This window comes from Tepidanaerobacter sp. GT38 (assembly GCF_021991635.1).
GTDB lineage: Bacteria > Bacillota > Thermosediminibacteria > Thermosediminibacterales > Tepidanaerobacteraceae > DTU063.
On the sequence record NZ_JAFFJA010000009.1, the window covers coordinates 1 to 22811 of the forward strand.

22 protein-coding genes are annotated in these 22811 nt (G+C 37.4%); 15 read left to right on the forward strand and 7 right to left on the reverse strand.

The features are described 5' to 3' along the window. The first annotated feature begins 47 nt into the window (after positions 1 to 47). Together JT739_RS01880 and JT739_RS01885 are read left to right on the forward strand one after the other, a co-directional pair. Positions 48 to 1022, forward strand: coding sequence for a cobyrinate a,c-diamide synthase (locus JT739_RS01880; protein ID WP_370642551.1), 975 nt, complete (start codon positions 48 to 50; stop codon positions 1020 to 1022). Continuing rightward, positions 1019 to 2539 carry a cobyric acid synthase gene (locus JT739_RS01885; RefSeq protein WP_237659392.1) on the forward strand — a complete coding sequence of 507 codons (1521 nt, stop codon included), beginning with the start codon at positions 1019 to 1021 and terminating at the stop codon, positions 2537 to 2539. Before JT739_RS01880 ends, JT739_RS01885 begins: the two co-directional genes overlap by 4 nt. Positions 2540 to 2640: 101 nt before the next feature. Here JT739_RS01885 and JT739_RS01890 read toward each other — a convergent pair whose 3' ends face one another. Both JT739_RS01890 and JT739_RS01895 read right to left on the reverse strand, forming a co-directional pair. Next, a complete protein-coding gene (locus JT739_RS01890; protein WP_237659393.1) occupies positions 2641 to 2868 on the reverse strand; it encodes a DUF1858 domain-containing protein in 228 nt (75 codons plus the stop codon). A 144-nt stretch (positions 2869 to 3012) separates the two neighbouring features. After that, the gene (locus JT739_RS01895; RefSeq protein WP_237659394.1) at positions 3013 to 3735 is read right to left on the reverse strand and encodes a tRNA 2-thiocytidine biosynthesis TtcA family protein; all 723 of its coding nucleotides are present in this window, start codon (positions 3733 to 3735) and stop codon (positions 3013 to 3015) included. A gap of 318 nt (positions 3736 to 4053) precedes the next feature. Between JT739_RS01895 and JT739_RS01900 the strand changes: the two genes are divergently transcribed. The 6 genes from JT739_RS01900 (at position 4054) to JT739_RS01925 (ending at position 8733) form a co-directional block, all read left to right on the forward strand. Continuing rightward, complete coding sequence (locus JT739_RS01900; RefSeq protein WP_237659395.1) at positions 4054 to 4263, forward strand: hypothetical protein; 210 nt, start codon at positions 4054 to 4056, stop codon at positions 4261 to 4263. Beyond that, on the forward strand, positions 4260 to 4406 hold the full coding sequence (locus JT739_RS01905) for a hypothetical protein (protein WP_237659396.1): 147 nt from the start codon (positions 4260 to 4262) through the stop codon (positions 4404 to 4406). The genes JT739_RS01900 and JT739_RS01905 overlap by 4 nt, the downstream gene beginning before the upstream one ends. A 292-nt stretch (positions 4407 to 4698) precedes the next feature. Continuing rightward, positions 4699 to 5055, forward strand: a complete 357-nt coding sequence (locus tag JT739_RS01910; RefSeq protein WP_237659397.1) for an arsenate reductase family protein — start codon at positions 4699 to 4701, stop codon at positions 5053 to 5055. A gap of 254 nt (positions 5056 to 5309) precedes the next feature. Further along, entirely contained in the window at positions 5310 to 6536 is a 1227-nt protein-coding gene (locus tag JT739_RS01915) for an FprA family A-type flavoprotein (protein WP_237659398.1), read from the forward strand. 93 nt (positions 6537 to 6629) lie between these two features. Next, a complete protein-coding gene (locus JT739_RS01920) occupies positions 6630 to 7754 on the forward strand; it encodes a radical SAM protein (RefSeq protein ID WP_237659399.1) in 1125 nt (374 codons plus the stop codon). 277 nt (positions 7755 to 8031) lie between these two features. Continuing rightward, complete coding sequence (locus tag JT739_RS01925; protein ID WP_237659400.1) at positions 8032 to 8733, forward strand: hypothetical protein; 702 nt, start codon at positions 8032 to 8034, stop codon at positions 8731 to 8733. Positions 8734 to 9470: 737 nt separating this feature from the next. Here the strand turns inward: JT739_RS01925 and JT739_RS01930 are convergent. Further along, positions 9471 to 10529, reverse strand: coding sequence for a DUF3810 domain-containing protein (locus tag JT739_RS01930; RefSeq protein ID WP_237659401.1), 1059 nt, complete (start codon positions 10527 to 10529; stop codon positions 9471 to 9473). Between the two features lie 283 nt (positions 10530 to 10812). On the opposite strand from JT739_RS01930, the gene JT739_RS01935 reads away from it, so the two are divergent. The 3 genes from JT739_RS01935 to JT739_RS01945 all read left to right on the forward strand — a co-directional run bounded on the left by JT739_RS01935 (position 10813) and on the right by JT739_RS01945 (position 13374). Continuing rightward, positions 10813 to 11499, forward strand: a complete 687-nt coding sequence (locus JT739_RS01935) for a M15 family metallopeptidase (RefSeq protein ID WP_370642553.1) — start codon at positions 10813 to 10815, stop codon at positions 11497 to 11499. 178 nt (positions 11500 to 11677) lie between these two features. Continuing rightward, positions 11678 to 13009, forward strand: coding sequence for a BslA/BslB family hydrophobin (locus JT739_RS01940; protein ID WP_237659403.1), 1332 nt, complete (start codon positions 11678 to 11680; stop codon positions 13007 to 13009). Between the two features lie 113 nt (positions 13010 to 13122). Further along, on the forward strand, positions 13123 to 13374 hold the full coding sequence (locus tag JT739_RS01945) for a DUF2508 family protein (RefSeq protein ID WP_237659404.1): 252 nt from the start codon (positions 13123 to 13125) through the stop codon (positions 13372 to 13374). A gap of 55 nt (positions 13375 to 13429) precedes the next feature. Here JT739_RS01945 and JT739_RS01950 read toward each other — a convergent pair whose 3' ends face one another. The 3 genes from JT739_RS01950 to JT739_RS01960 are packed head-to-tail and all read right to left on the reverse strand — an operon-like array spanning position 13430 to position 17167. Then, on the reverse strand, positions 13430 to 14737 hold the full coding sequence (locus tag JT739_RS01950) for an ABC transporter permease (RefSeq protein ID WP_237659405.1): 1308 nt from the start codon (positions 14735 to 14737) through the stop codon (positions 13430 to 13432). Positions 14738 to 14749: 12 nt separating this feature from the next. After that, positions 14750 to 16447 carry an efflux RND transporter periplasmic adaptor subunit gene (locus JT739_RS01955; protein WP_237659406.1) on the reverse strand — a complete coding sequence of 566 codons (1698 nt, stop codon included), beginning with the start codon at positions 16445 to 16447 and terminating at the stop codon, positions 14750 to 14752. Positions 16448 to 16477: 30 nt separating this feature from the next. After that, complete coding sequence (locus tag JT739_RS01960) at positions 16478 to 17167, reverse strand: ABC transporter ATP-binding protein (protein WP_237659407.1); 690 nt, start codon at positions 17165 to 17167, stop codon at positions 16478 to 16480. 551 nt (positions 17168 to 17718) lie between these two features. Here JT739_RS01960 and JT739_RS01965 point away from each other — a divergent pair. From JT739_RS01965 to nth, 4 genes are all read left to right on the forward strand, one after another. Continuing rightward, a complete protein-coding gene (locus JT739_RS01965) occupies positions 17719 to 18687 on the forward strand; it encodes a polyprenyl synthetase family protein (RefSeq protein ID WP_237659408.1) in 969 nt (322 codons plus the stop codon). A gap of 96 nt (positions 18688 to 18783) precedes the next feature. After that, positions 18784 to 19869: a nitronate monooxygenase family protein gene (locus tag JT739_RS01970; RefSeq protein WP_237659409.1), complete on the forward strand. Its 1086-nt coding sequence runs from the start codon at positions 18784 to 18786 to the stop codon at positions 19867 to 19869. Between the two features lie 108 nt (positions 19870 to 19977). Beyond that, complete coding sequence (locus JT739_RS01975; RefSeq protein WP_237659410.1) at positions 19978 to 21393, forward strand: S41 family peptidase; 1416 nt, start codon at positions 19978 to 19980, stop codon at positions 21391 to 21393. Between the two features lie 24 nt (positions 21394 to 21417). Then, on the forward strand, positions 21418 to 22086 hold the full coding sequence (gene nth / locus JT739_RS01980) for an endonuclease III (RefSeq protein ID WP_237659411.1): 669 nt from the start codon (positions 21418 to 21420) through the stop codon (positions 22084 to 22086). Here the strand turns inward: nth and JT739_RS01985 are convergent. After that, a complete protein-coding gene (locus JT739_RS01985) occupies positions 22080 to 22640 on the reverse strand; it encodes a DUF1405 domain-containing protein (RefSeq protein WP_237659412.1) in 561 nt (186 codons plus the stop codon). The two genes, nth and JT739_RS01985, sit on opposite strands and share 7 nt — an antisense overlap. Positions 22641 to 22811: the final 171 nt, after the last annotated feature.

The following is a 22811-nucleotide window of genomic DNA, read 5'->3' on the forward strand; positions in this document are numbered from 1 at the left end:
AGAATAGGTGAGATATTTAAACATAAATAAAGATTATAGAGGGAGGGATAATAAACAATGTAAAAAGCGAAGCCCATTTCCGGTTGTTGAAAAATGCTATAGAGACATACCTGGACATTGCTGTAGTTGGTTATTTGAAGAACATGCCGGAGATAAAGCTGGAAAGCAGACATCTTGGATTGATTCCGCAAGGTGAGATAAAGGATTTGCGACAAAAGTTAACCATGCTGTCCGAGGAATTGAAAGAGACTGTTGATTTGGTGCTTCTGAGGAAAATAGCTGACGAGAATGTAAACTACGATAAAAATTTACCAGATATTCCAAAACAAGATATTAGGTTTTCCATCAAACCTCTCTCTCCAGGAGCAAGGATAGCTGTGGCAAAGGATCAAGCCTTCAATTTTTATTACCAGGACAACCTGGATTTGCTAGAAATGTTGGGTGCGGAGCTGGTATATTTCAGTCCTCTCAATGATAATTGCCTTCCTGAAGGAATAAATGGGCTTTATCTGGGTGGGGGATATCCGGAAATTTTTGCAGCTCAGCTAGAGAAAAACAAAGGCATGATGGAATGTATCAAAACTCACATAACAAGGGGATTGCCTACTTATGCCGAATGCGGAGGGCTTATGTACCTGTCAGAAGGTATAGTAACAGATGACGGGGAGAAATACGACATGGTAGGGATAGTTCCCGGCATATGCAGGATGACCAAGTCACTGCAAAGATTTGGATATATTGAAATAGAAGTTGTTGAAGATAATATTCTTGCTGAAAGGGGTGAAAAAATAAGAGGGCATGAATTTCACTATTCGACTATTGAAGTAAATAAGGATGTTACCACATCCTACTGTATCAGTAAAAGTAGAAGAAGCAGCAATTCAGTGAGTTGGAAATGCGGCTTTAAAATACATAACTTGCTGGCAGGTTATCCGCATATTCATTTCTGGAGTAATCCCAGTTTTGCTAAAAGATTTGTGGAAAACTGTTTGCTGTTTGGGAAGGAGCGGAATTGTTTATGAAGGCAAAATGCATCATGATACAAGGTACGGCTTCATCTGCGGGGAAAAGCCTTATTGCTGCCGGTATGTGCAGGATATTCAGACAGGACGGATATAAAGTGGCGCCTTTTAAATCCCAGAACATGGCATTAAATTCTTTTATCACAAAGGATGGCAAGGAAATGGGACGGGCTCAGGTAGTGCAGGCAGAGGCAGCGGGCATTGAACCCTCCGTTGAGATGAATCCCATACTACTTAAGCCTACTACTGATAAAAAGACGCAAGTTGTCATTAACGGGGAAGTATACGGTAATATGTCAGCTGCTGAATATCACGAGTTTAAGCCGCAGCTAAAAGAATTGGTTCGTAATGCATATGACAGACTTTCTGAAAAAAATGACATTATAGTTATTGAAGGTGCAGGAAGTCCTGCCGAAATAAATTTAAGGGAAAATGATTTAGTGAATATGGGAATGGCTGAAATAGCCGATGCACCTGTAATTATTGTAGGAGATATTGACAAAGGCGGAGTTTTTGCTTCACTGGTTGGAACAATGATGCTTTTGACGGAGAATGAAAAGGCCAGGGTTAAAGGTGTAATTATAAACAAGTTTAGAGGAGATATCAAGGTACTTGAGCCAGGCATAATGATGTTGGAGGATATAATTAAGGTTCCTGTGTTAGGGGTAATTCCGTATACAAAACTGAACATAGAAGATGAGGACAGTTTGGCTGAAAGGTTTATTCAAAATAGGGCTGAAAAATCTGCTGAAATAGATATAGCAATAATAAAACTGCCTCACATATCCAACTTTACCGACTTCAATGCTTTGGAAAACATAAAAGGTGTCAGCGTCCGATATGTTGAGCATGCGTCAAACATTGGGAATCCTGATATGGTTATTTTGCCGGGTTCCAAAAATACAATTGAAGATCTTTTGTTTATTAGGAAATCAGGTTTTGAGAAAGAGATACATAGGCTTTATCGCTCAGGCACTGTTATATATGGTATTTGTGGGGGATATCAGATGCTCGGAACAGAGATAGAAGATCCGTACCATGTTGAATCAAATATGGAAAAGGTAAAAGGATTAGGGCTTCTAAATATGAAAACAACTTTTCAAAAAAAGAAGGTAACTACAAGGGTAAAAGCTTCAATAACAGATAATGAAGGCATATTGGAAGGCCTTAAAGGTATGATGGTTGAAGGCTATGAAATACATATGGGTACCACTGAATATTTTGAGAACTGCGCTTCATATTTAACTATTTACTCAATCCTGGGGCAAAATCAAGAAAAGGTGGATGGAGTAAGAAACGGTGATGTACTAGGAACATATATTCATGGAATATTTGACAATATGGATTTTACAATAGGCCTTGTAAACAATCTAAGAAAAAGAAAAGGCCTCAAAGAAGTTGACGGTGCCGTTAAGAGTTTTAAGGAATTCAAAGAGGAGCAGTACGATAAGCTGGCTGACTTACTTAGAAATAACTTAGATATGGACAAGATTTATAGCATATTAAATGGAGTATGATGGTTTGTATTAATAATGGCTGAGCATGCTAATACATAGAATTCAAACAGCACCAAAGGATATAACCGATGGTGCTGTTTTAGTTATCGAATTTTTTACAGTTATTCTTTTAATTCATAACCTTTTGCTGCGAATGCCTCTTTGATTTTTTCCATGGGAATATGTTTCATTGCAGCACCCTTAGGGATAGTCATAAACCTGCCTGCCGTATTTAGCATGCCTGGGCTCGTAATGTTCTCAAACCCTAAATCTTTCATGATGTCAACCACTTCGGGATAGTTTTTACATATTTCATAGACGCTTTTGGATAAATCAATAACTGTGCCCATATACTGGCCTCCTTGAAAATATTTTCACAGAGAAACTAGAACAGCATTTCCCGTATAGTTTTTTTAATTCTTGAGTACTTGCTGTATTTTAATAATGCTTACTTTTTATTATAACAGAGAACGTTCCATTAATATATACATTTATTAGTCTGACTTTCTCCAACCTGGTATATTACTTGTCTGAATAGCATGGAAAAGTTGTTTCTTAACGTCTGGGGTTTCAGATTGTAAGGATTTTATTAATCCTTTTACATATTGGCGCTTAGTATAACCATTAACCGGACACAGGTTTTTAACCACCGGCAGATTATATGCATTGCGGAAGCCTTTTATGTCTGCTTCTCTTATATATATTAGCGGTCTGATTAGGGTTATACCTGATCTGTCTAGATATGTGACAGGAGAAAAGCAATTGAATCTTCCTTCATATATCAAAGACATCATCATGGTTTCTATTACATCATCAAAATGATGGGCATATGCTTTTTTATTGCATCCAAACTCCTTTGCTTTTAGGTTAAATGCACCCTTGCGCAGCTTGGCACAGAGTGAGCAGGGGTTTTTTTCCTTTCGATACGAAAAAATAATGTCAGCTATTTTTGTTTCTACTATTGTATAATTAACACCAAGTTCTTTGCAAAGTTTCTCAACTTGGGAAAAATCCATATCTTTTAAGCCCATGTTTACAGTTATTGCTTCAATATCAAATTTTTTTGGATAGAAACGCCGTAAATGAGATAAAGCGTACAATAGTGTTAAACTATCCTTGCCACCTGAGACACCAACAGCAATTTTATCCCCATCGTCAATCATTTTATAATCATCAATTGCTTTACGTGTAGAACCAAGCAGCTTTTGCAAGTTCACAAAATCACGCCTTTCCAAATAGCTTGCATAAACCAAGTTTAAATTACTCATTTTAATTTATTCTGAAGTCAGTAAATATTATAGCAAACATATTTTGTTTTTGTGTATATTAACTAACATTAGTTCACAAGACAAACTAGGCTCCCCGTTACAGTCAAATGCGGCGGTGAGGAGCCTATATAACATGGTTTGGAGGTTTCAAATCAGACATCAATTCTAGCTACATCGCGGTTTTTTTTGTATAGATTGACATAAATACCCTTATGAGGGTGGTAGAGCAGAATTATTGTTAGATAACAAATCAGTCGGGTTCTTTGGATGAACAGTCATTTAATTGTAGCAGCACTATATTCTGCTGGGCTACTGCTATTAATGGGCATTGCTAGAGGCATGACATATAGCTTATGGCCTCGCATAACCTTACTATCTTGGGTTATCTGGTTAGTGTTTATTTTACTGGAACTTGGCTGGGAAGCGCAGATAGTAGATTGGTCGCTGCTACAAATTTGGCGAAAATGGAGGATATGAGATTTGTTATACAAAAAGTGCCATTTAATATAAGCAATGCAATAGATGGTGTGATTTTATCAATGGAAGCTGTGGTGGCTGAAAAAGATATTAAACTTATACCTTCCATTTGCGAAAACAATTATAGAGAGACTAGGCGGTGAGATATTTGCCGAAAGTGTAGAAAATGAATATACGATTTTCACTTTTACACTTGGACTATAGATATCGTGGCTGCAAAATTTTGAGTTACTTGGTCTATCTCTTGTTCAATGCTGTGACATGACTGAGAAGCTTTATAAAGAAGTGAAACAAATTGTGTCGGAAGAAATAAGATGGTACTAACATGATAGCGCGGTTAAGGTGTTGTTAGAAGTTTAGGCGTTGATATGGTAAAATAAAGATATTATAGTGAAAAAGGTGATATTATAAAAATAAAAGAAAAGGAGTTACATTATGATATTTGTATGTTACCCGAAATGCACAACCTGCCAAAAGGCAAAAAAGTGGCTTGTGGCAAACGGCTTAGCCTTTGAAGAAAGGAATATAAAAGATAACAATCCTACACTCCAGGAACTGAAAGATTGGCATAAAAAAAGCGGTCTGCCACTGAAGAAATTCTTCAATACAAGCGGGTTAAAGTATAAAGAATTGAAACTGAAAGATAAGCTTCCTGCTATGAGCGAGGATGAACAGTATAGTCTGTTGGCGTCGGATGGTATGCTTGTGAAGCGACCGATTCTAATCAGCGACGACTTTGTTCTGGTTGGCTTTAAGGAAACTGATTGGAAAGCTGCCCTTAACATCGAATAAATGATCTTTCTAGATGACCAAAAAGCTAACCTCCCCAGAAAGTTTTATAAACTACCTGTGGAGGTTTAAATTTTTTTGCAAAGACATCCAGGTCATACAAACCCTGCTTTTTTAAACTGCGGTTTTTGAGAAAGTGAATTTTTTCATTACGATGTGTTTGAATATATTGTATAATATTTATGTACATGCTATCTGGTAATAAAACCAAAGTATTTTATCATGGAGATTTTGCTATAAATTCGAGGAGGATGGGTATGAAGAAGCTAAAAATTGCGGACGGAATACATATGCTTACTATGAATGTTGATGACATACTATTCGAGGGAATGTGGGAGATTGCAAATGGAGTCACTCTTAATTCCTATATCGTTCAAGGGGACAAGACCGCAATAATTGATGGTGTAATTGGTTGGGATGGGGTACCAGAAACCCTTTATAAAAACTTAGAAGAAATAGGTGTTGAGCCGAAAAATATAAATTATTTAATTGTTAATCATATGGAACCGGACCATTCCGGCTGGATTTCAAACTTCAGGAAAATTAAGGAAGACTTTACAATAATTTGTACTGATAAAGCTGCAAAGATGGTAGCCTCCTTTTACGGAGAGGACAATATAAGGATTGTAAAGGAAGGAGATACTTTAGACCTTGGAAAAGGCAAGGTATTGAGTTTCCATCCGGTGCCAAATGTTCACTGGCCGGACACCATGTACACCTATGAAAGAGATACAAAAACTTTATTCTCATGTGATATGTTTGGAGCATTTGGCAGGATGGGAGATCATTGTTTTGATGATGATCTGACACCTGAAGAGGTAGACTTCTTTGAATTTGAAGGAATAAGGTATTATTCCAATGTAATGACAACTTTTACACCTAGCCTGAGAAAGGCCATTGAGAAGGCAAAAACCCTTGAAATAAATATCATAGCTCCTGGCCATGGCCCGGTGTATAGAAAAAATCCTCAAAAAATCATAGATGATTATACTAGGTTTTCCCGATACGCTGAAGGGGCAGGCAAGAATGAGGTCGCTATATTGTGGGGATCCATGTATGGAATGACCGCAAAAGCAGTTGATTACGTTGAAGGCATACTTAAAAGAGAAGGGGTCAAATATAACAAGATTGAAATGCCTCAGGAAAGTGATAGTGAAATGGTGGCAACGGTTTTTAAATCCGCAGGCGTAATTATTGCAGCACCTACTTATGAGTACAAGCTTTTTCCGCCCGTTGCAGCAGCTTTAAACGAGCTTGGCAGAAAGAGGATTACAGGTAAGCTGGCATTTAGATTCGGGTCATATGGCTGGTCTGGCGGTGCAGAGAAGGAGCTGAATGAAATAATGGAAAGAAATAAGATGAATTGGGACTTCATTGAATCCGTGGAATTTGAAGGGGCACCAAAGGAAGAAGACCTTATTAAGATTGAAGCAAGAGTTTTAGAGCTTATAAAAAAGATGAGGGAGAAAGTATTAGAACCGTAATATTTCCTCATATAGCTATGTGGAGTAAGAAACCTCTTGGAATTTTATGCGTCCAAGAGGATTTCCTTTATCGGAATAAGAGGAGGATACAACGTGAAAATTTCAAAAAAAGATGCGCTTTTATGGTTCGAATTTTTTTCAATGTTACCGGAAGATGAGGAACTAATGGCAAAACAACAGGAAATCGTATACGCTACTTTTGCCCAAATCGAGGCAGCTGTTGAGCATAGAAATAATATGCTAATGTCTGAAATAAAAGGCCTGAAGACTTTAGAAAATAGAACTTTTTTTGTGGGAGATGAAAGTAAATTCTCAAAAGGATGCCGTTCATGCCTTTTGGGAACCGGTCTGAGTGCAATTAGAAAAACCAACAAATGCAACCTGAGGTGTAAGTTCTGTTATAACTATGGAGAACTGGATGACATTCCCCCAGTAGGAGAGGGCATGTGGGAAATTGGAGGTACAAAGTTCTATGAGAAAGATATTGATTTGCTTCTTTCAATCTACCAAAAACCCACAGGCGTTTCTTACGTTTATTTAGAGCCATTCATGGAAATTGAAGAATACTATCCGGTGATAAAGAAATTTAGCGATGCAGATATTCATCAACATCTATATACAAACGGCCTACTGGCTACTGAGGAGTCATTAAAAGCATTGGGGGAAGCTGGCCTTGATGAGATACGTTTTAATCTAGCCGCATCTAACTGTTCGGATAAGGTGATCGAGAATATAGGGATAGCCAAGAAATATATAAAAAGCGTAGGTGTTGAATCTCCGATGACTCCAGAGTTCTTTACAAGCTTTCTTAAGAAAAAGCAGGCTATCTTGGAGGTAAAACCGGATTTTATCAACTGCGCAGAACTACATCTAAATGAAAATAACATAGGCAATTATTATGGGGAAAACATGTATATTTCAAGGCACGGATATATATCTCCAATTTGGAGCAGGGAATTAACTCTGAAATTAATGAAAATAGCCGATGAAGAAAAGTGGGATTTAGTAGTGCATGATTGCTCAAATTATACGAAATTTGCCAGGGGTTTAAATCTGTGCAGCAAAGAGGGCAAGTGGTTCGGAGCAAGCAATTACGGCTGCGAATTTTCCAAAATTCCATATGAAGTATTTCTTCCTATACTGCGTGATGACAGTTTTAAATTTTTAAGTGAAGAAGAATTACCGGCTGGTTACAAACCAGGAGAAATGATTTTTTAGATATTCTCGATTCCGTTCAAGAAACCTATTACAAAATGATTGAATATTATTGAAGAATAGATATAACGGGTAGCTTTGGTTTTGTACCGGCATAAAATAATGCTGGGTTTGCAGAAGAATTGACTAATACAATACAAAGGTATAAAATTTAGTAAAGTTCCACAAAATAATGCTCTCCAGAATGCAGTTTTGATAGCAGTAATGTATTACTACTGAAAAGTATGACTGTGGGTTATGTTGAGCTGCTATAAAATAGTTCCATTCTGGGGGTGATGCAGTGGAAAAGTGCCTGTTATCAATAGACTGGGACTATTTTATCTACATAAAAAAAGATAATTGGGGTTCGTATTTAGAAAATGATAGGAGCCTGGTTGACCTTTGGTACAAAAGGTATATCCAAGAAAAGTTGCAGGGAAGAGATATACAGAAGTCATTTCAGCTTTCTCCTGAGTTAGGTATATTCTGGAAGAAAATTAAGCACCACTTTCAATTTGATAACGATATTAAAGTTTATGTTTCAGACTCGCATGTTTTATCTTATAACATAGCAAAAGAAAATAATTGTAGGATAGTTTATCTATTTGATTCCCATGCCGATCTTGGATATGGCGGACTTTCGTCGCTTAACTTTGAAGTAAATTGTTCCAACTGGCTCGGTAAACTTTTAAAGGACAATCTAATCAAAGAAGCTATTATTGTTTATGGCCCATATACATCAGAAAAACCTGAGTATTTTAAGCCGATGAACAATATTTATAACATCAGATATTGCAATTTTAACGACATAGGTAAAAACATAAAGGTATCGACGATTCATATATGCAGATCGGGGGCATGGACTCCTCCGTGGTTAGATAAAAAGTTTGCTCAATTTATTGATGAGTTAGGTCTTCCATATGAAATTGTGAACTGTCCCGTGAGAAAATGGGATACGAAGAATATCAGCTTTTCAGACCAGATTAATTATCTGTTGGCATGAAATTAAAGTTTTTCCGATATTGATCACAGATTATTTCATCATATAGGTGACAATATCAGAAAAACCTTTTTTATTTTTATGAAAAAAACAATTTGACTTATCTGAGTATGATATAATAGGCTTTACATCAGATACATATTAATATGGAAAAGTTCTTTCATAAAACTGATCTTACTTGTTTAGCGGTGGTTAAAAAGACCAAGCTTTACAACAAGCATAATATATGAAAATGGCTACCCTACAGGTCAGCCATCTTTCATAATTCTAACTAAGAGTTTTGGCATAATCTCCTATTTTTTTGTCCATGGTTCTTATGTGATTTGTAAGCCAGATAACTTCAATAGATTCCCAAAGAAAGTTGTATTATGCTAAAAATTATTCAACTTTGTTTAATATGTTGGATAAAATTCTTTGTGGTATTTTGAGAATAAAATGTGTATAATAATTATTTTAAAAAAGATGACGTTGATTTCTGAAGCAGTTATAAAATTCAATAAATTATTTTTCTCTGTTTATCATAATTTTTTAGTTAATTTCACGGATTTTTAGCTAGCCCATAAGGGATCAAAATACCTGCATACTGCAGGTTTTTTCTCTGTTCACGATTGAATTGGACTTTTTATCAAAAAAAAAGAGGTACATGGTGATTATTACAACCCTGTACCTGTGATTTTGGACTTAGAGCTGGCAATTTGTGATATTATTCTATATTATGTGAATTGCTCGTGATGTGCTTTTTACTTTATATTTTTTCTGTACTCACCAATTAACAAATCTACCATAGCCCCATAACTTTTTACTCCAGCTTTTTGATTTTGGGTTTTAAGGTAAGTGTCATTAATCTTATCTGAGATGTTTTCTATTGGTCCGGAATATTGACTCCAAAATTCGTTGTTATATTTTATATCGCGAGCAACTCCTTCGCTATATGTGGCAAGTAGTTCGCCATGTTTGATATTATCTACCTTTCTTAAAGCGCTCATTGTGTAATTTAAAGCTGAAAGCGTTCCTGAATATTTAAAATAAATATCAGGATGATTAATACATGCAATATAAGCAAAAAAATTGGCTTCGTCTTCTCGGGCAAATCCTATCTGATGTGCCATTTCATGGGCTATAACAAAGGGAAAGAAAGGATCAGGTACGTGCATATTAACATTTGCTTCACCGGTGAAAGGGAAAAAGAAACCCGTAATTCCGGTGTAACACATGAGCCTCGAAAGAACTATCCCTTTAGGCCTTCCGTATTTCTCGTCAAGATTAGGATAATATAATGAAGCTTTTTTAAAACCTTTATAGGCGATTTTTAAAGCTTCAGCCTTTTCATAAGGAAGCTTCATTATATTATTATCTTTGTTTTCATTTAAATCTTTTCTAAGATTATTTGCCTTTTCAATCAAATGTTCGCAAAGACTTACAAGTTCTTGCTGCGTGGGTGTTGTTGTATCTAATTTTAAGGTTTCGTCAAGCCTTACTCTATTGTAATTTAGTCCCCAAAGCATCTGAAAAGCAAAATAAATAATTCCTGCGGCAGTTACAATATTTAGAAACAACTTTTTTATTTGTTTTATGTCTCTTCTTCTTATAAGGCAAAAGATAAATCGGAAAGCATAAATTATTATAAAAAGCATTAAAAACACAATGGCTATTTCTGCTAATGAAAAAGGAAATAGACCTGATATTTTACTTAAGTTTCGGCTAATTATTTTGTAGATAAATGAAGAATAAATTTTTTCTGTAATATAAGGGAAAGATGCAGATATCATAAAAAGCCATATACCAATTAATAAAAACACCAATATATATCACAGCTCCCTATTAGCTATAAAATTACCAGTCAACATTTTTTAATATAATAGCTATATAACATTGAAAAATCAACTGATGACGGAGTAAAAATGAGTATGCAAAAAAGTCTTGCTATTATTTATTTATAGAATATAATAAATATTGAATTAATAAGCATGACAGTACTGTAATAGCTATGCGAAGAAAGCTCAGCTGAATTGTTTTTTATTAATTTTTGAGGAGTGATGGGCGGTGCTTAAATCTTTCAAAACAAAAAATAATATTACTTTGATTATAAAGTACAGTATATTTATTTTAATTTTGTTGTCATTACTTATATCATGTGCTTCTAGTTCAAATCAAAATTCACTTCCTGAAGGATTTGTATATGTTACTGATGTAATTCCTACTGCGCAGCTTGAGATACGCTATTTTAGCGAGGATAATTTTGTAGGAACTGTAATAGATGGATACGAAGCGCCTAAAGCTATACTCACTGTAGAAGCAGCCCAAGCACTTAAAAAAGCAGCAGATGCATTAGAAGAACAGGGGTATTATATAAAAATTTTTGACGCTTATCGCCCACAGAGGGCTGTTGACTATTTTGTGCGTTGGTCAAAAGATTTAAATGATACTAAAATGAAGGAAAAATATTATCCAGAATTGGATAAGTCGGTTTTATTTGAGCAGGGATATATTGCGGAAAAATCCGGGCATTCAAGAGGAAGCACGGTGGATCTGACTTTGGTTGAAATATCTACAGGTAAAGAAGTGGATATGGGGAGTGGATTTGATTTCTTCGGGGAAATTTCAAACCATGGCACCCATTTAATTACAGCAGAGCAGGAGAAAAACCGAAACATACTACGGGATGCCATGGTAAATGCAGGGTTTGAGGCTTATCCTGAGGAATGGTGGCATTATACGCTAAAAGATGAGCCTTACCCTGACACATATTTTGATTTCCCCGTCAAGTAAAGAAATGTTTTATGATGGCAGCTCGATCTTTTTCATAAGAGTGAAATATATAAAATGGGATATAGGATAAAAGGCCAATTTTATATGGATGTAGGGGGTGTATATAGTTAAAAAGGAACTTGTTAAATGTTCTTAATCCTTTTATATGTTTAATAAAAACTGCATGGAGGTAAAAAAGATGTCAAAGTTCAAGAAAATTGCGGTAGCATGTGTAGTCTTAGTGGTGTTATTGCTACAGGCGGGACTTTCTCTTGCACAGCCCCTGGATGTGGAAGGTCATTGGGCAAAGGGGCAAATCTTGGAGTGGCTGGATAAAGGGTGGGCCCAATGCAGCGATGATGGCAGATTCTATCCTGATGACAAAATCACCAGAGGAGAGTTTATTGCCCTTACAAACAAAGCATTTGGTTTTACCAGAGTACCTCTTGAATATGAGGGCAACCTGGAAGTTAGCCCAAAAAGTGCCAAGTCAGGCACAAACCAAACCCTTACACTTACCTATACCTTAGGTGATAACTTTGACGAAGGCTGGATTGAATTCGGTTTACCAGAGGAAATGGCAGTTACAGTAGGGCAGGATAAAGTTGAAGTAAATGGTGTAGAAAAAATATTGGATAAGGCCGATGTAAGCGATGATGGCCAAAAGGTGCATGTAGCAGGGATTACTGCTAAAAAAGGCGATAAGGTGACACTGACAATATACGATAAAACCATACCGGAAGTTGGACCCTACTTTTTCAAAGTAAGGGCAGATGCAGATGGCGAAAAAGGGACAAAGCCGGCAACATTGGGTGCTGGCAGCGAGTTCATGGCTTTCCTAGCCTATTCGAAAAGCGAGGAAAATAAAAATATCATTGATACCTTTATTAAGGCCATTAATTGGGGAGATTTTGAGATTGCAATAGACCTTCTGGCAGACGATGCGGTTTATGTGAACAATTATATGGACGGATACTTCGAAATGTATAAATCCAAGGAGGAGATTGCCGAATACATTAATATCATGCTCGAGTACGGAGGAACTTTGGAAAATAATGAAAGCACCCTAATTGAGCTTTCAGAAAATGTGTGGCAAGTAGAAGGAAAGGCCCACGACAATGGCACTATATTAACAGCAGAATTAAATCCAGACGATGGCTTTGAAGGCCTTGGCTACACAGCTAAATTTTTTGTGACAGATAAAAAAGTCTGTTATGTAGAATTTACATGGAATAGAGAAGATGAAATACTTATGGATAAACTAAACGAAGGTGCCATAGGTGTTTTTATGGCTCAAAACGAAAGAGGAGAGACTGTAATATTGGCATGTGTGCCCGGAATGCCCGCTGAAAAAGCAGGTCTTGCGCCTGGGGACATTGTGGTGGCAGTTAATGGCATAAAAATTAACGAAATGGAGGGTTACGGAGAAGCCAGATTTAGGATGCTGGGTAAAGTTGGCACTAAGGTAATACTTACTATAAACCGCAGCGGAGAAATATTTGACGTGGAAATTGAAAGAGCAGTCTACTAGTAAAGAAAAATATCAGGTTCCAATAAATGGTTTTCAAATTTGTTATAGATGAAAGCAAATAATTCCTCCTTCCTGCATAGGATATACTACAATCTTATCAGGAGGAGGTCGGCATGACCCAAAGCCTTGGCAGCAGCAAAGACCGTGAGGCCAACTTGATAGAGGAAATTGAAAAGGCGCTTTTGGAAATCAACTTATCCGAAAAAGCATTTCAATGGGCTCAAAATGATCCTGATGCTGTAGACCTGGCTATTGCAAAAAAACAAGCTGCAATGCAGCACTATGATTTTCTAATAAAACAAGCAAAAAAAGCGGGTTTAAAACTTGACAAAGGCCAGCTGATTGCAAAAATTTTGAAGCAATAAATAAAAATACCGGTATCAGACTTGATCTTTTGCTCAAGCCAGATACCGGCTTTTTTTATTGCCGTCTAAGAGCTTCTATTGGCGGTACTGAAGATGCCGAAACTGCTGGATATATTCCAAAAAGGAGGCCGGAACTTAGGGCTACAACTACTGCGATTTTTATGGCATCAAAGCTGATGGCGGTTTCAAAGCCGTGGCGGGCAAAGGCATTTAATCCCCAAATTCCACCGGCCGTGCCGGCTATGGCACCGATACCGCTAACATATAGTGCTTCTAGGAGAAATTGTACAAGCAAATCAAACTGCTTTGCACCAAGAGCTCGGCGCACCCCTATCTCTTGTGTGCGCTCAGTGACTGCGACAAGCATGATGTTCATTATTCCCAAGCCGCCAACTAAAAGTGATACTGCGGCAATACCACCTAGTAGTAGGGTCATTACTCGATTAGCTTGGTCTGCCTCTTGGACCAGCTGGTTAAGGTTAGTTATTGTTATTAAACTTTCTCCGCCCGGAATAATTGGATTGTTTTTTGATGAATTTATTGGTACAGCTTCTGCCATTTCGGCCTTTTCATGTATAACATCTTCAGATGCCATGTCTTGATCTTGGCCTCCAGGCACTGTAGTCGGTGCACTTTGGTCGAGACCTAACTTTCTTTTAAAAATTCTGCCCAGCTGTACTACGGCTAAATCAGCTTTTTGGGGCGTTTCGGCTTTTCCCCATATTTCGGCCACAGTCTTTTTTTCAGCAATTCTCAATGCGGTAGTATAAGGTATGACTATTTTATTATCAATGTCATCTGCCTTGCCCGGGCCCTTAGGGGCCAGCACTCCCACTATTCTAAAGGTCATACCATTTAGACTTATTACCTGACCTACAGGATTTCTACCGCCCATTAGTCCTGTTCCCATGTTGTACCCTAAAACAACTACCGGCGATCTTTGAGATACATGCAATTCAGTAAAAAAGTGACCCGCTATTAAATCATTATCCCTTATTTCCGGAAATTTACTGTTTACACCGATGATATCCACTGTGCCTCGGGCTCTTCGCCAGCGCATAACTGCATTTGTATGTACAACTGGTGTAGCCATATCCATACCATCTACTCGCTCAACCAAATCTGGCACCTCATCGGGGTCAAATTCTACTGATGGGTCATTTGCTTTAATTACGATAACGTTTGATCCCAGACTTTCAAACTGAGCTACAACTGCCTGCCTTGCGCCTTCGCCTATACCCATTAGGCTCACAACACAAGTAACGCCAATTGCTACACCTAATATGGTAAGTGCAGAACGCAAAGGCTGTGCCAGGATGCCATGGGCGGCCATTCTGGCAGCAAACCACAATCGTGTTAACATTTTATCCACTCCTTAATTGGCTGCCGGTGTTTTTTGCTGGTCATTGTTGTTACTATCATTATTTTGTGAAGGCAAAATAGAGTTTTTGTTTCCAATATGCTGACTTGGAAGCAAGTCGGCGCTGCTGCCTGTTATAACCAGCTCACCTTCCTGAAGACCACTTTTAACTTCTGCATACCTATCGTTCATCAAGCCAAGTTTTACAGTTGCTACTTTTGTAGTGCCATCGGGATTCAATACTTCGACTTTTTGTGCCCCATCTTCCTCAAAAATAGCTTCTAATGGAATTAATAGCACATCTTTGGCGCTGCCTGCATCAATATATGCACTAGCCTGCATTCCGGGTTTAAGGTTGGGACCGCCCTGAACGCGAATTTCTACACCAAAACGGGTAATGCCTTGCATATCTTTGCCCATAGTAGATACATGCTCTACTACTCCTTCAAAGGTTTCGCCGGGAAGTGCCTCTACAGTAACGGTGACAGGGGAACCTTGTTTTATCATGAGGACATCGATATCGTCAACTTCAACCCACATGCTCATATCGCTTGTGTTGAAAACATATCCCATCCATTCGCCAGGCTGTATCTGTGCCCCGATCTGGGTTTCCCACCTGGCTATAACTCCGTCCATGGGAGCTCTTACTTCCATTTGACCTGCTTTTGAATAAAGCTCGGCCAGTTCAGATTCTTTTCTTCGTATTTTTTCTAATCTTTCTTCTAAAGTCTGTTGAACATCAGAACCAGATAAAGATACAATAGGATCGCCTTTCTTAACCATCTGCATTTCTCTTACATGAACTTGAGTCGCCATTGCTTCTACAGTAGATAGCACTCTTTCCTCATCGACGAAGCTTTCGACTGTAGAAGGATTTTTAAACCAAAGGACTTGTGAAGAGTTATTTGTAGAACTGGGTACGCCAAGGTATACCTCAAGGCCAGGTGTTACCAAGCCTGGATTTTTGCCTTCAACAGTAATCCAGTAGACAAAGCCTTTTGCAGGACTTTCCTCATTGCCGTCAGGGACCGGATTGGGATTGATATCAGTGACTTTTCCATAATAAATTCCATCAAATGCCGAAAAACGTAAAGCCAATTCCTGGTTAAGTTTTATGTGGGCAAACTCATCAGGATAGACTTTTGCATTGATTTTAAAATGAGAATCATCTACTATTCTTGCTACAATATGTCCTTGCTTAACCTCTTTGCCTTCGGAAACCGACAAACCGGAAACTCTGCCGTCAATAGGCGCTCTAAGTACAACACCTTGAGCAGGGTTGATTTCATGTAAGCGTTCTTCAGGCAAACCTGTTAATTCAGATAGAAATCTTTTTTCACTTTTTAGTTCATCTTCCGCGTTTTTTATCTGCGTATGAAGTTCTGGGGCTGCAAGCCTTGCAATAACTTGCCCCATTTTAACCGCTGTGCCTTCTTCAGCTAAAATTTCTACAAGAGTATATTGAATATTACTGGAAGGGATTTCATAATAATTTCTGCCACCAGGAGCCATTATGCTGCCGCTGCGGGAAGGGTTTAAAGGTCCGGATACCTCTACTCCGACGGAAATATCTCCTCTTGTTACTGGTTTTGTAGAATAAATCGGACCTTGTGCCTCCTGTACGGGTGGTGGTACAAGTTCCCTATAAGCATAAAGGCCGCCGCCCATTACAATTACTATTATCAAAGCTATCATTAAAATCCGCTGTGCCATTTAAAGACCTCCTAAAATCTTAAATAAAGTTTACTCTGGAATATTTTCAATGCGTTCAATTTTTCCGTCCAGCAAGTGGTATATCCTTTTGCCGTATTGGGCTATATTTTTTTCGTGAGTAACCTGGACTATGGTTATACCGCGTTCCTTGTTTAATTCTTGAAATATTTCCATTATGGTTTCGCTTGTCTTGGAGTCCAAAGCACCTGTAGGCTCATCTGCAAGTATAACTTTAGGATTGCCTACGATTGCGCGAGCGATGGCTACCCGTTGTTGTTCGCCGCCTGAAAGCTGAGAAGGCCTGTGATAAATGCGCTTTTCGAGACCTACAGATTTTAGTGCTTCAATAGAGCGTTTGCGGCGTTCTTTGCCGCCTAAACCGCGATAAATAAGGGGCAGCTCCACATTTTCTAAAGCGTTTAAATCCGGCAACAAATGAAAACTTTGAAATACGAATCCCAGCAGTTGGTTTCTTATATCAGCTAGCTGATTGTCTCCCATTTTCTCAACACGCCTGCCTGCGATTTCATATGTTCCAGACGTGGGTTTATCAAGACAGCCTAATATATTGAGCAAGGTAGACTTACCTGAGCCGGAAGGTCCCATAATAGAAACAAATTCACCTTCTTCAATACTCAAGTTTACATCTTTCAGTGCTTCAATAAGAACCTGACCGTTTTTGTAACTGCGGGATATGTTCTTTAGGTGTATTATCGGCAAATCAGTACCTCCTTCCGCAGTCTAAAAAATAAAATATATAATATCATAAATATATAATATCATATATGATTAGACGGAAAAATAATCCAAAAGTTTCATGATTTAAAATTATATAAGTTCATATTGCCAGAAAAAGTATATTGTAATAACTTCGTCTTATTTTTAAAAAATCCTTTAACAAAAGCAAGTAAATTAATATACTTAATGCATCGTCAGAATGAACTGCTTCTTTGAAATAAAATTGCCCTTTCTTGACAGCTTGCATTCTTCATGAGATATTTCCTGAGCCGCCAACAACAGCAAACCCTTTTCCCTGTTCCCAGCTCGGGATACTTAGATAGCTGCAGCCATATGCTCTACCGCTTTTAAAAATTGACTGGCTATTCTCGTGAATCTTTTCCATGTTAAGTTTTTTACATTTTCTGTACTATGATTAAATATTCGGCACTTAAGAAGCAGAAATATAATCACACTGTAGACTTTTTGAAACGAAATGTTTATACTAGATATGTAAAACTGTCTATTTTTTTAGACTTAATTAGTGTGGTGATATGGTGTACAAACAAATTCTCAAAGATATTGAAGAGGAACTGTTAATTTTAGAGGAAGACTTATTGGCATGGATAGATACTGATATAGACCTAATCAAACAGCCACTTAAAGATATGATTTTTTCAGGAGGAAAGCGATTAAGGCCTGCAATGGTTTTAGCTGCTTCCAGATTTGGTCAGTATGATTTCGAAAAAGTTAGACAACTGGCAGTATCTGTAGAACTTATACATACGGCTACTTTAATACATGATGATATAATAGACGATTCGCCATTGCGCCGTGGAATACCAACTATTCAATCAAGATTAGGTAAAGATGTTGCGGTTTTTGCAGGAGACTTTGTGTTTAGCAAGGTTTTTGAACTATATGCGTTTTCTGAGCATTTTGAATTACTTCGTATCGTTGCTAAAGTTTTGCACAAAATTTGTGAAGGTGAGTTAAAACAAAGGGAGGACCTTTTCAACACTAACCTCACCTTTAAAGATTACATTTTTAGAATACGAAGGAAAACCGCCATGTTATTTGCACTTAGTGCCGAGTTGGGGGCAAGGGCTTCTAAAGCTCCGGAAAAAACCGTAAAAGCGTTATATAAATATGGTATGAATATTGGCATAGCATTTCAAATAGTTGATGATTTGCTGGACTTTACAAGTAATAATACTCAACTTGGAAAGCCTGTGGGGGCAGATATAAGAGAAGGTGTAATTACATTGCCGACTATTTATGCACTAAGGCATTCTAAACAAAAAGAGTATCTTAAAGATATACTTTTAAATAAGAGAACCGACGAAGCAGAAATAGAAAACGCTATAGAAATTGTAAAAAATTCAGGAGGCTTAAATTATGCCAGATGCATAGCTGAAAAGTATGTTGAAAAGGCTCAGAAATCCATTGAACAACTTCCTGATATTCCGATTAAGAAGGTATTGGTTAACATTTCAACGTTAGTAACTAATAGGACTAAATAATTTTATTATTTTATTCTTTTCTTTTTCTAACATAAAGTATATACTAAAAGAAAGTCTTAATACCAGGTGCTAATACCAAATATGAGGAGGTTAAAAATGGATTTACCTGAGCTTAAAATAGGGTCATTGGTGGCAAAGGTGCCTATAGTGCAAGGTGGCATGGGAGTTGGAATTTCTCTTTCATCTTTAGCCGGAACTGTGGCTTTAAACGGGGGAATTGGGGTAATTTCTGCAGTGGAAATTGGTTTTAATGAGCAAGATTATTTAAAAAATAAAATGGAAGCAAACTTAAGAGCCCTTAGAGCACATATTAAAAAGGCCCGAGAAATTGCTAAAGGTGGAGTTTTAGGCATAAATGTCATGGTAGCTTTAAACAATTTCGAACAGATGGTCGTAGAAGCAGTAAAACAAAAGATTGACATCATTTTTGCAGGGGCAGGTCTTCCTTTGAAATTACCTCAGTTTACAATGGGTACCGATACTAAAGTTGTTCCCATTGTTTCTTCGGGTAGAGCGGCAGCAGTAATTTGCAATAGTTGGCACAGACACTATGGTGTTGTTCCCGACGCAATAGTTGTCGAAGGGCCTTTAGCAGGAGGGCATCTTGGTTTTAAAGAAGAGGATATAATGCATCCTGATTTTCAGTTGGAAAACATCTTAAAAGATGTGCTGGAAGTAATCAAACCCTTTGAGGCAATTTACAAAAAAAATATACCTGTTATTGCTGCAGGTGGAATTTTTTCAGGTAAGGATATAGCAGAATTCATAAAGAGAGGTGCCGCAGGAGTTCAAATGGCTACGCGTTTTGTGGCAACCCATGAATGTGATGCTTCAGATGAATTTAAAAAAGCTTATATAAATGCAGGACATGACGATGTGCAAATTATTCAAAGCCCTGTGGGAATGATAGGCAGAGCAATTAAAAACAAATTTCTAAAAGATGTTAAAGCAGGAAATAAAAAGCCAATTTTCTGCCTTTGCAACTGCTTAAAACCATGTAATCCTGCAAAGGCACCTTATTGCATAGCAGATGCTTTGATAAATGCTCAAAAGGGAAACCTTGATAAAGGTTTTGCCTTTGCCGGGGCAAATGTCTACAAAATAAAAGAAATTGTCTCCGTAAAACAGCTTATGAAGGAATTGGTGTCTGAAGCAAAGAAATACTTAAAAGATAATGTATAAAGCCTTGCCAAAGGCTTTTTTTTTACAGATGGAATTAATTTAGTTATACAACTGTAAGTTTTTATGTTAAAATATAAACATTAATATTATCCGGAGGAAGGTATCTAAATGGGAAAAAGTTTTAGTAAATGCAAGCTTACTGCGATGGTTATTCTGGTATCAATTTTTCTTCTAAATCCTCTTACATACGGTCATGTAAATGCTGCTGATGAAAAAATTCCGGATGAAATATATTTTTTACTTCAGATGGAAAACTTTTTAAGGACAAATTATGTAAATGATATTGACGATTTGGAATTACTAAGAGGTGCCATTAAAGGCATGGTTGAATCTTTAAACGATCCTTACTCTGAGTATTATACTCCCAGTGAGTTTAAAGAATTTCTTGAATCCACAAGTGGCAATTTTGGTGGTATAGGTGTTGTAATAACTTTGAAAGATAAATACATAACCGTTGTTTCTGTTCTAAGCGGCAGTCCTGCAGAAAAGGCTGGAATAAAGCCTGGAGATAGAATTGTTGAAATTGATGGTAGCGATATCACAGGGCTTTCAACCGCTGAAGTCACAAAGCGAATCAAGGGCGATATAGGGACTAAAGTCAATATCGGCGTAATTCGCGATGGAGAAACCCTAAGATTTGAAGTGGAAAGAGATATCATAAAAATTAATCCTGTTGAGTCAACAGTGTTGGGAAAAGGTATCGGCTATATCAAAATAAATGAATTTAATGAGAACACTGTTGAAAATTTGGACAACACTCTTGATGCCTTTAAAAAGAGCGGCGTTTTAGGCATAGTGCTTGATCTTAGAAACAATCCAGGGGGCTACCTGGACCAAGCGGTGGAAGTTGCCAAGCGTTTTGTTCCAAAAGGACCTATAGTCAATATAGTTTCTAAAGACGGCAAGACTCAATCTTATACATCTGATTCCGAGCCCTCGCCTTTTAGCTTAGTTGTTCTTGTAAATGGTGGTTCTGCCAGTGCTTCGGAGATTCTGGCAGGAGCAATAAAAGACAGAAAAGCAGGCTATTTGGTTGGTGAACGAACTTTTGGAAAGGGTATGGTACAGAGAACTCTAAGCTTAGGAGCTTTAGGAGGGATAAAACTCACAACGGCCTACTATACCACTCCAAATGGTACTAACATAAACAAGACTGGTATAATTCCTGATGTAGTTGTTGAGGCTGATAAATCAAATCCCATGAAAGATTTTATCCCTATAAGCACTGAAAAGACATTAAGTTATGGGAATATCGGCTTGGAAGTCTTAGGCGTTCAACAGCGGTTAAAATTTTTAAATTTGCTTAATGCTCAACCTGACGGCGTTTTCGGGCCAAGGACATTAGAAGCTGTAAAAACGCTGCAGAAGCAAGCTGGACTTCCTGTAACGGGTATTGTGGACAGCAATTTTTATAAGGCATTGAATGATGCCATAATTAAAAAGCTCTCATCAAAAGAGGATATTCAACTTAGAAAAGCTATAGATATTTTAGAAGAGATGTTAAAAAACAAACATGCAGCTTAAGTATTTTGCTGAAGGATGATTCTTATGAAAGATGCAGAAAAGCTTGATAAGAAAGAACGTGATCGCATAGTCCGTATTCTCGATAAACTGGGTCAATTATATCCTGATGCTACAACAGCTTTAAATTACAAGAATCCATTTGAGTTGTTAATTGCTACTATATTGGCGGCCCAATGCACCGACAAAAGGGTCAACAGTGTTACAGAAAAGCTTTTCAAAAAATATAAGGGGCCGGAAGATTTCGCGGCAGCAGATAGAAGGGAACTGGAACAGGATATTAAGGAATGCGGCCTTTTCAGGAATAAGAGCAACAATATCATTGCAACGTCCAAGATGCTTTTAGAAAAGTATGGTGGACAAGTGCCGGCTACTTTTGATGAATTGATACAGCTTCCAGGTGTTGGCCGGAAAACTGCTAATGTAATTTTGGCCAACGCCTTTGGCATACCTGCTTTTGCAGTAGATACTCATGTATACAGGCTGGCCCATCGTTTAGGATTTTCTAAAGGAAAAGATGTCCTTGATGTGGAAAAGGACTTAAATAGAAAAATACCCGAATCATTATGGATAAAGGCCCATCATTGGTTAATCTACCACGGCCGCAATGTTTGCCGGGCAAGAAAACCCTTATGCCATATTTGTCCTTTAAAAGAAGACTGTCCTGAATATCTAAAAAATCAAAGCAGTCAGTAGCGCTTTTTATAAAGCCAGATGCAGTAAAGACTTATCAAAGAGGTAAGTACTGCAACGGAGAAAGCTGCAGCCTTTAATTGACTTTGAGCAAAAAGCCAAGGGTGTATACCTAGTTTATAATCTAATATATCACTTATTATCATAAGGGAAATTAAAGAAATCAAATGATATTTATTAATAACAATATCATTTATAAATAGAAAACCTTCGGCAGCCATACCTAGGTGAGATAGCGTTAAATGGAAATTTGTAAATGTATAATTGCCCCCAATAAAATAATAGTGAGTGTTAATAATAACAGCCCAAAGCCCATACTTTATCAGCCAGCCACAAGCTATAAGCGATAAAAGAGGTTTGGGCTTTTTTGTTAGCATCATAAAAAGAGCTAGAGTAAAAAGCAGTGAGGCTGTAGGACTGTCCGGGACAAATAATTTTAAAATTCCCTGAGTCTCTAATAGTTGCTGATGGTACCAATAAAATCCGTAAATGGAACCAATGAGATTGACGAAAAAAAGCGTCCATAAAAAATAAGGTTTTTTGATAATTTTGATCAATCCAATCCCTCCACAACGCAAGAGTAAAAACATTATAACATAAAATCATTATGTCAATATCTTTTAAAAATGTCACCTAAAAATGGACCAAAACATAGTTAATTATCGCATGAAAATGTCACTTTAGAAATCAAAAATATAGAGCAAAGCCTCCATCCTGCCATTTCGGCA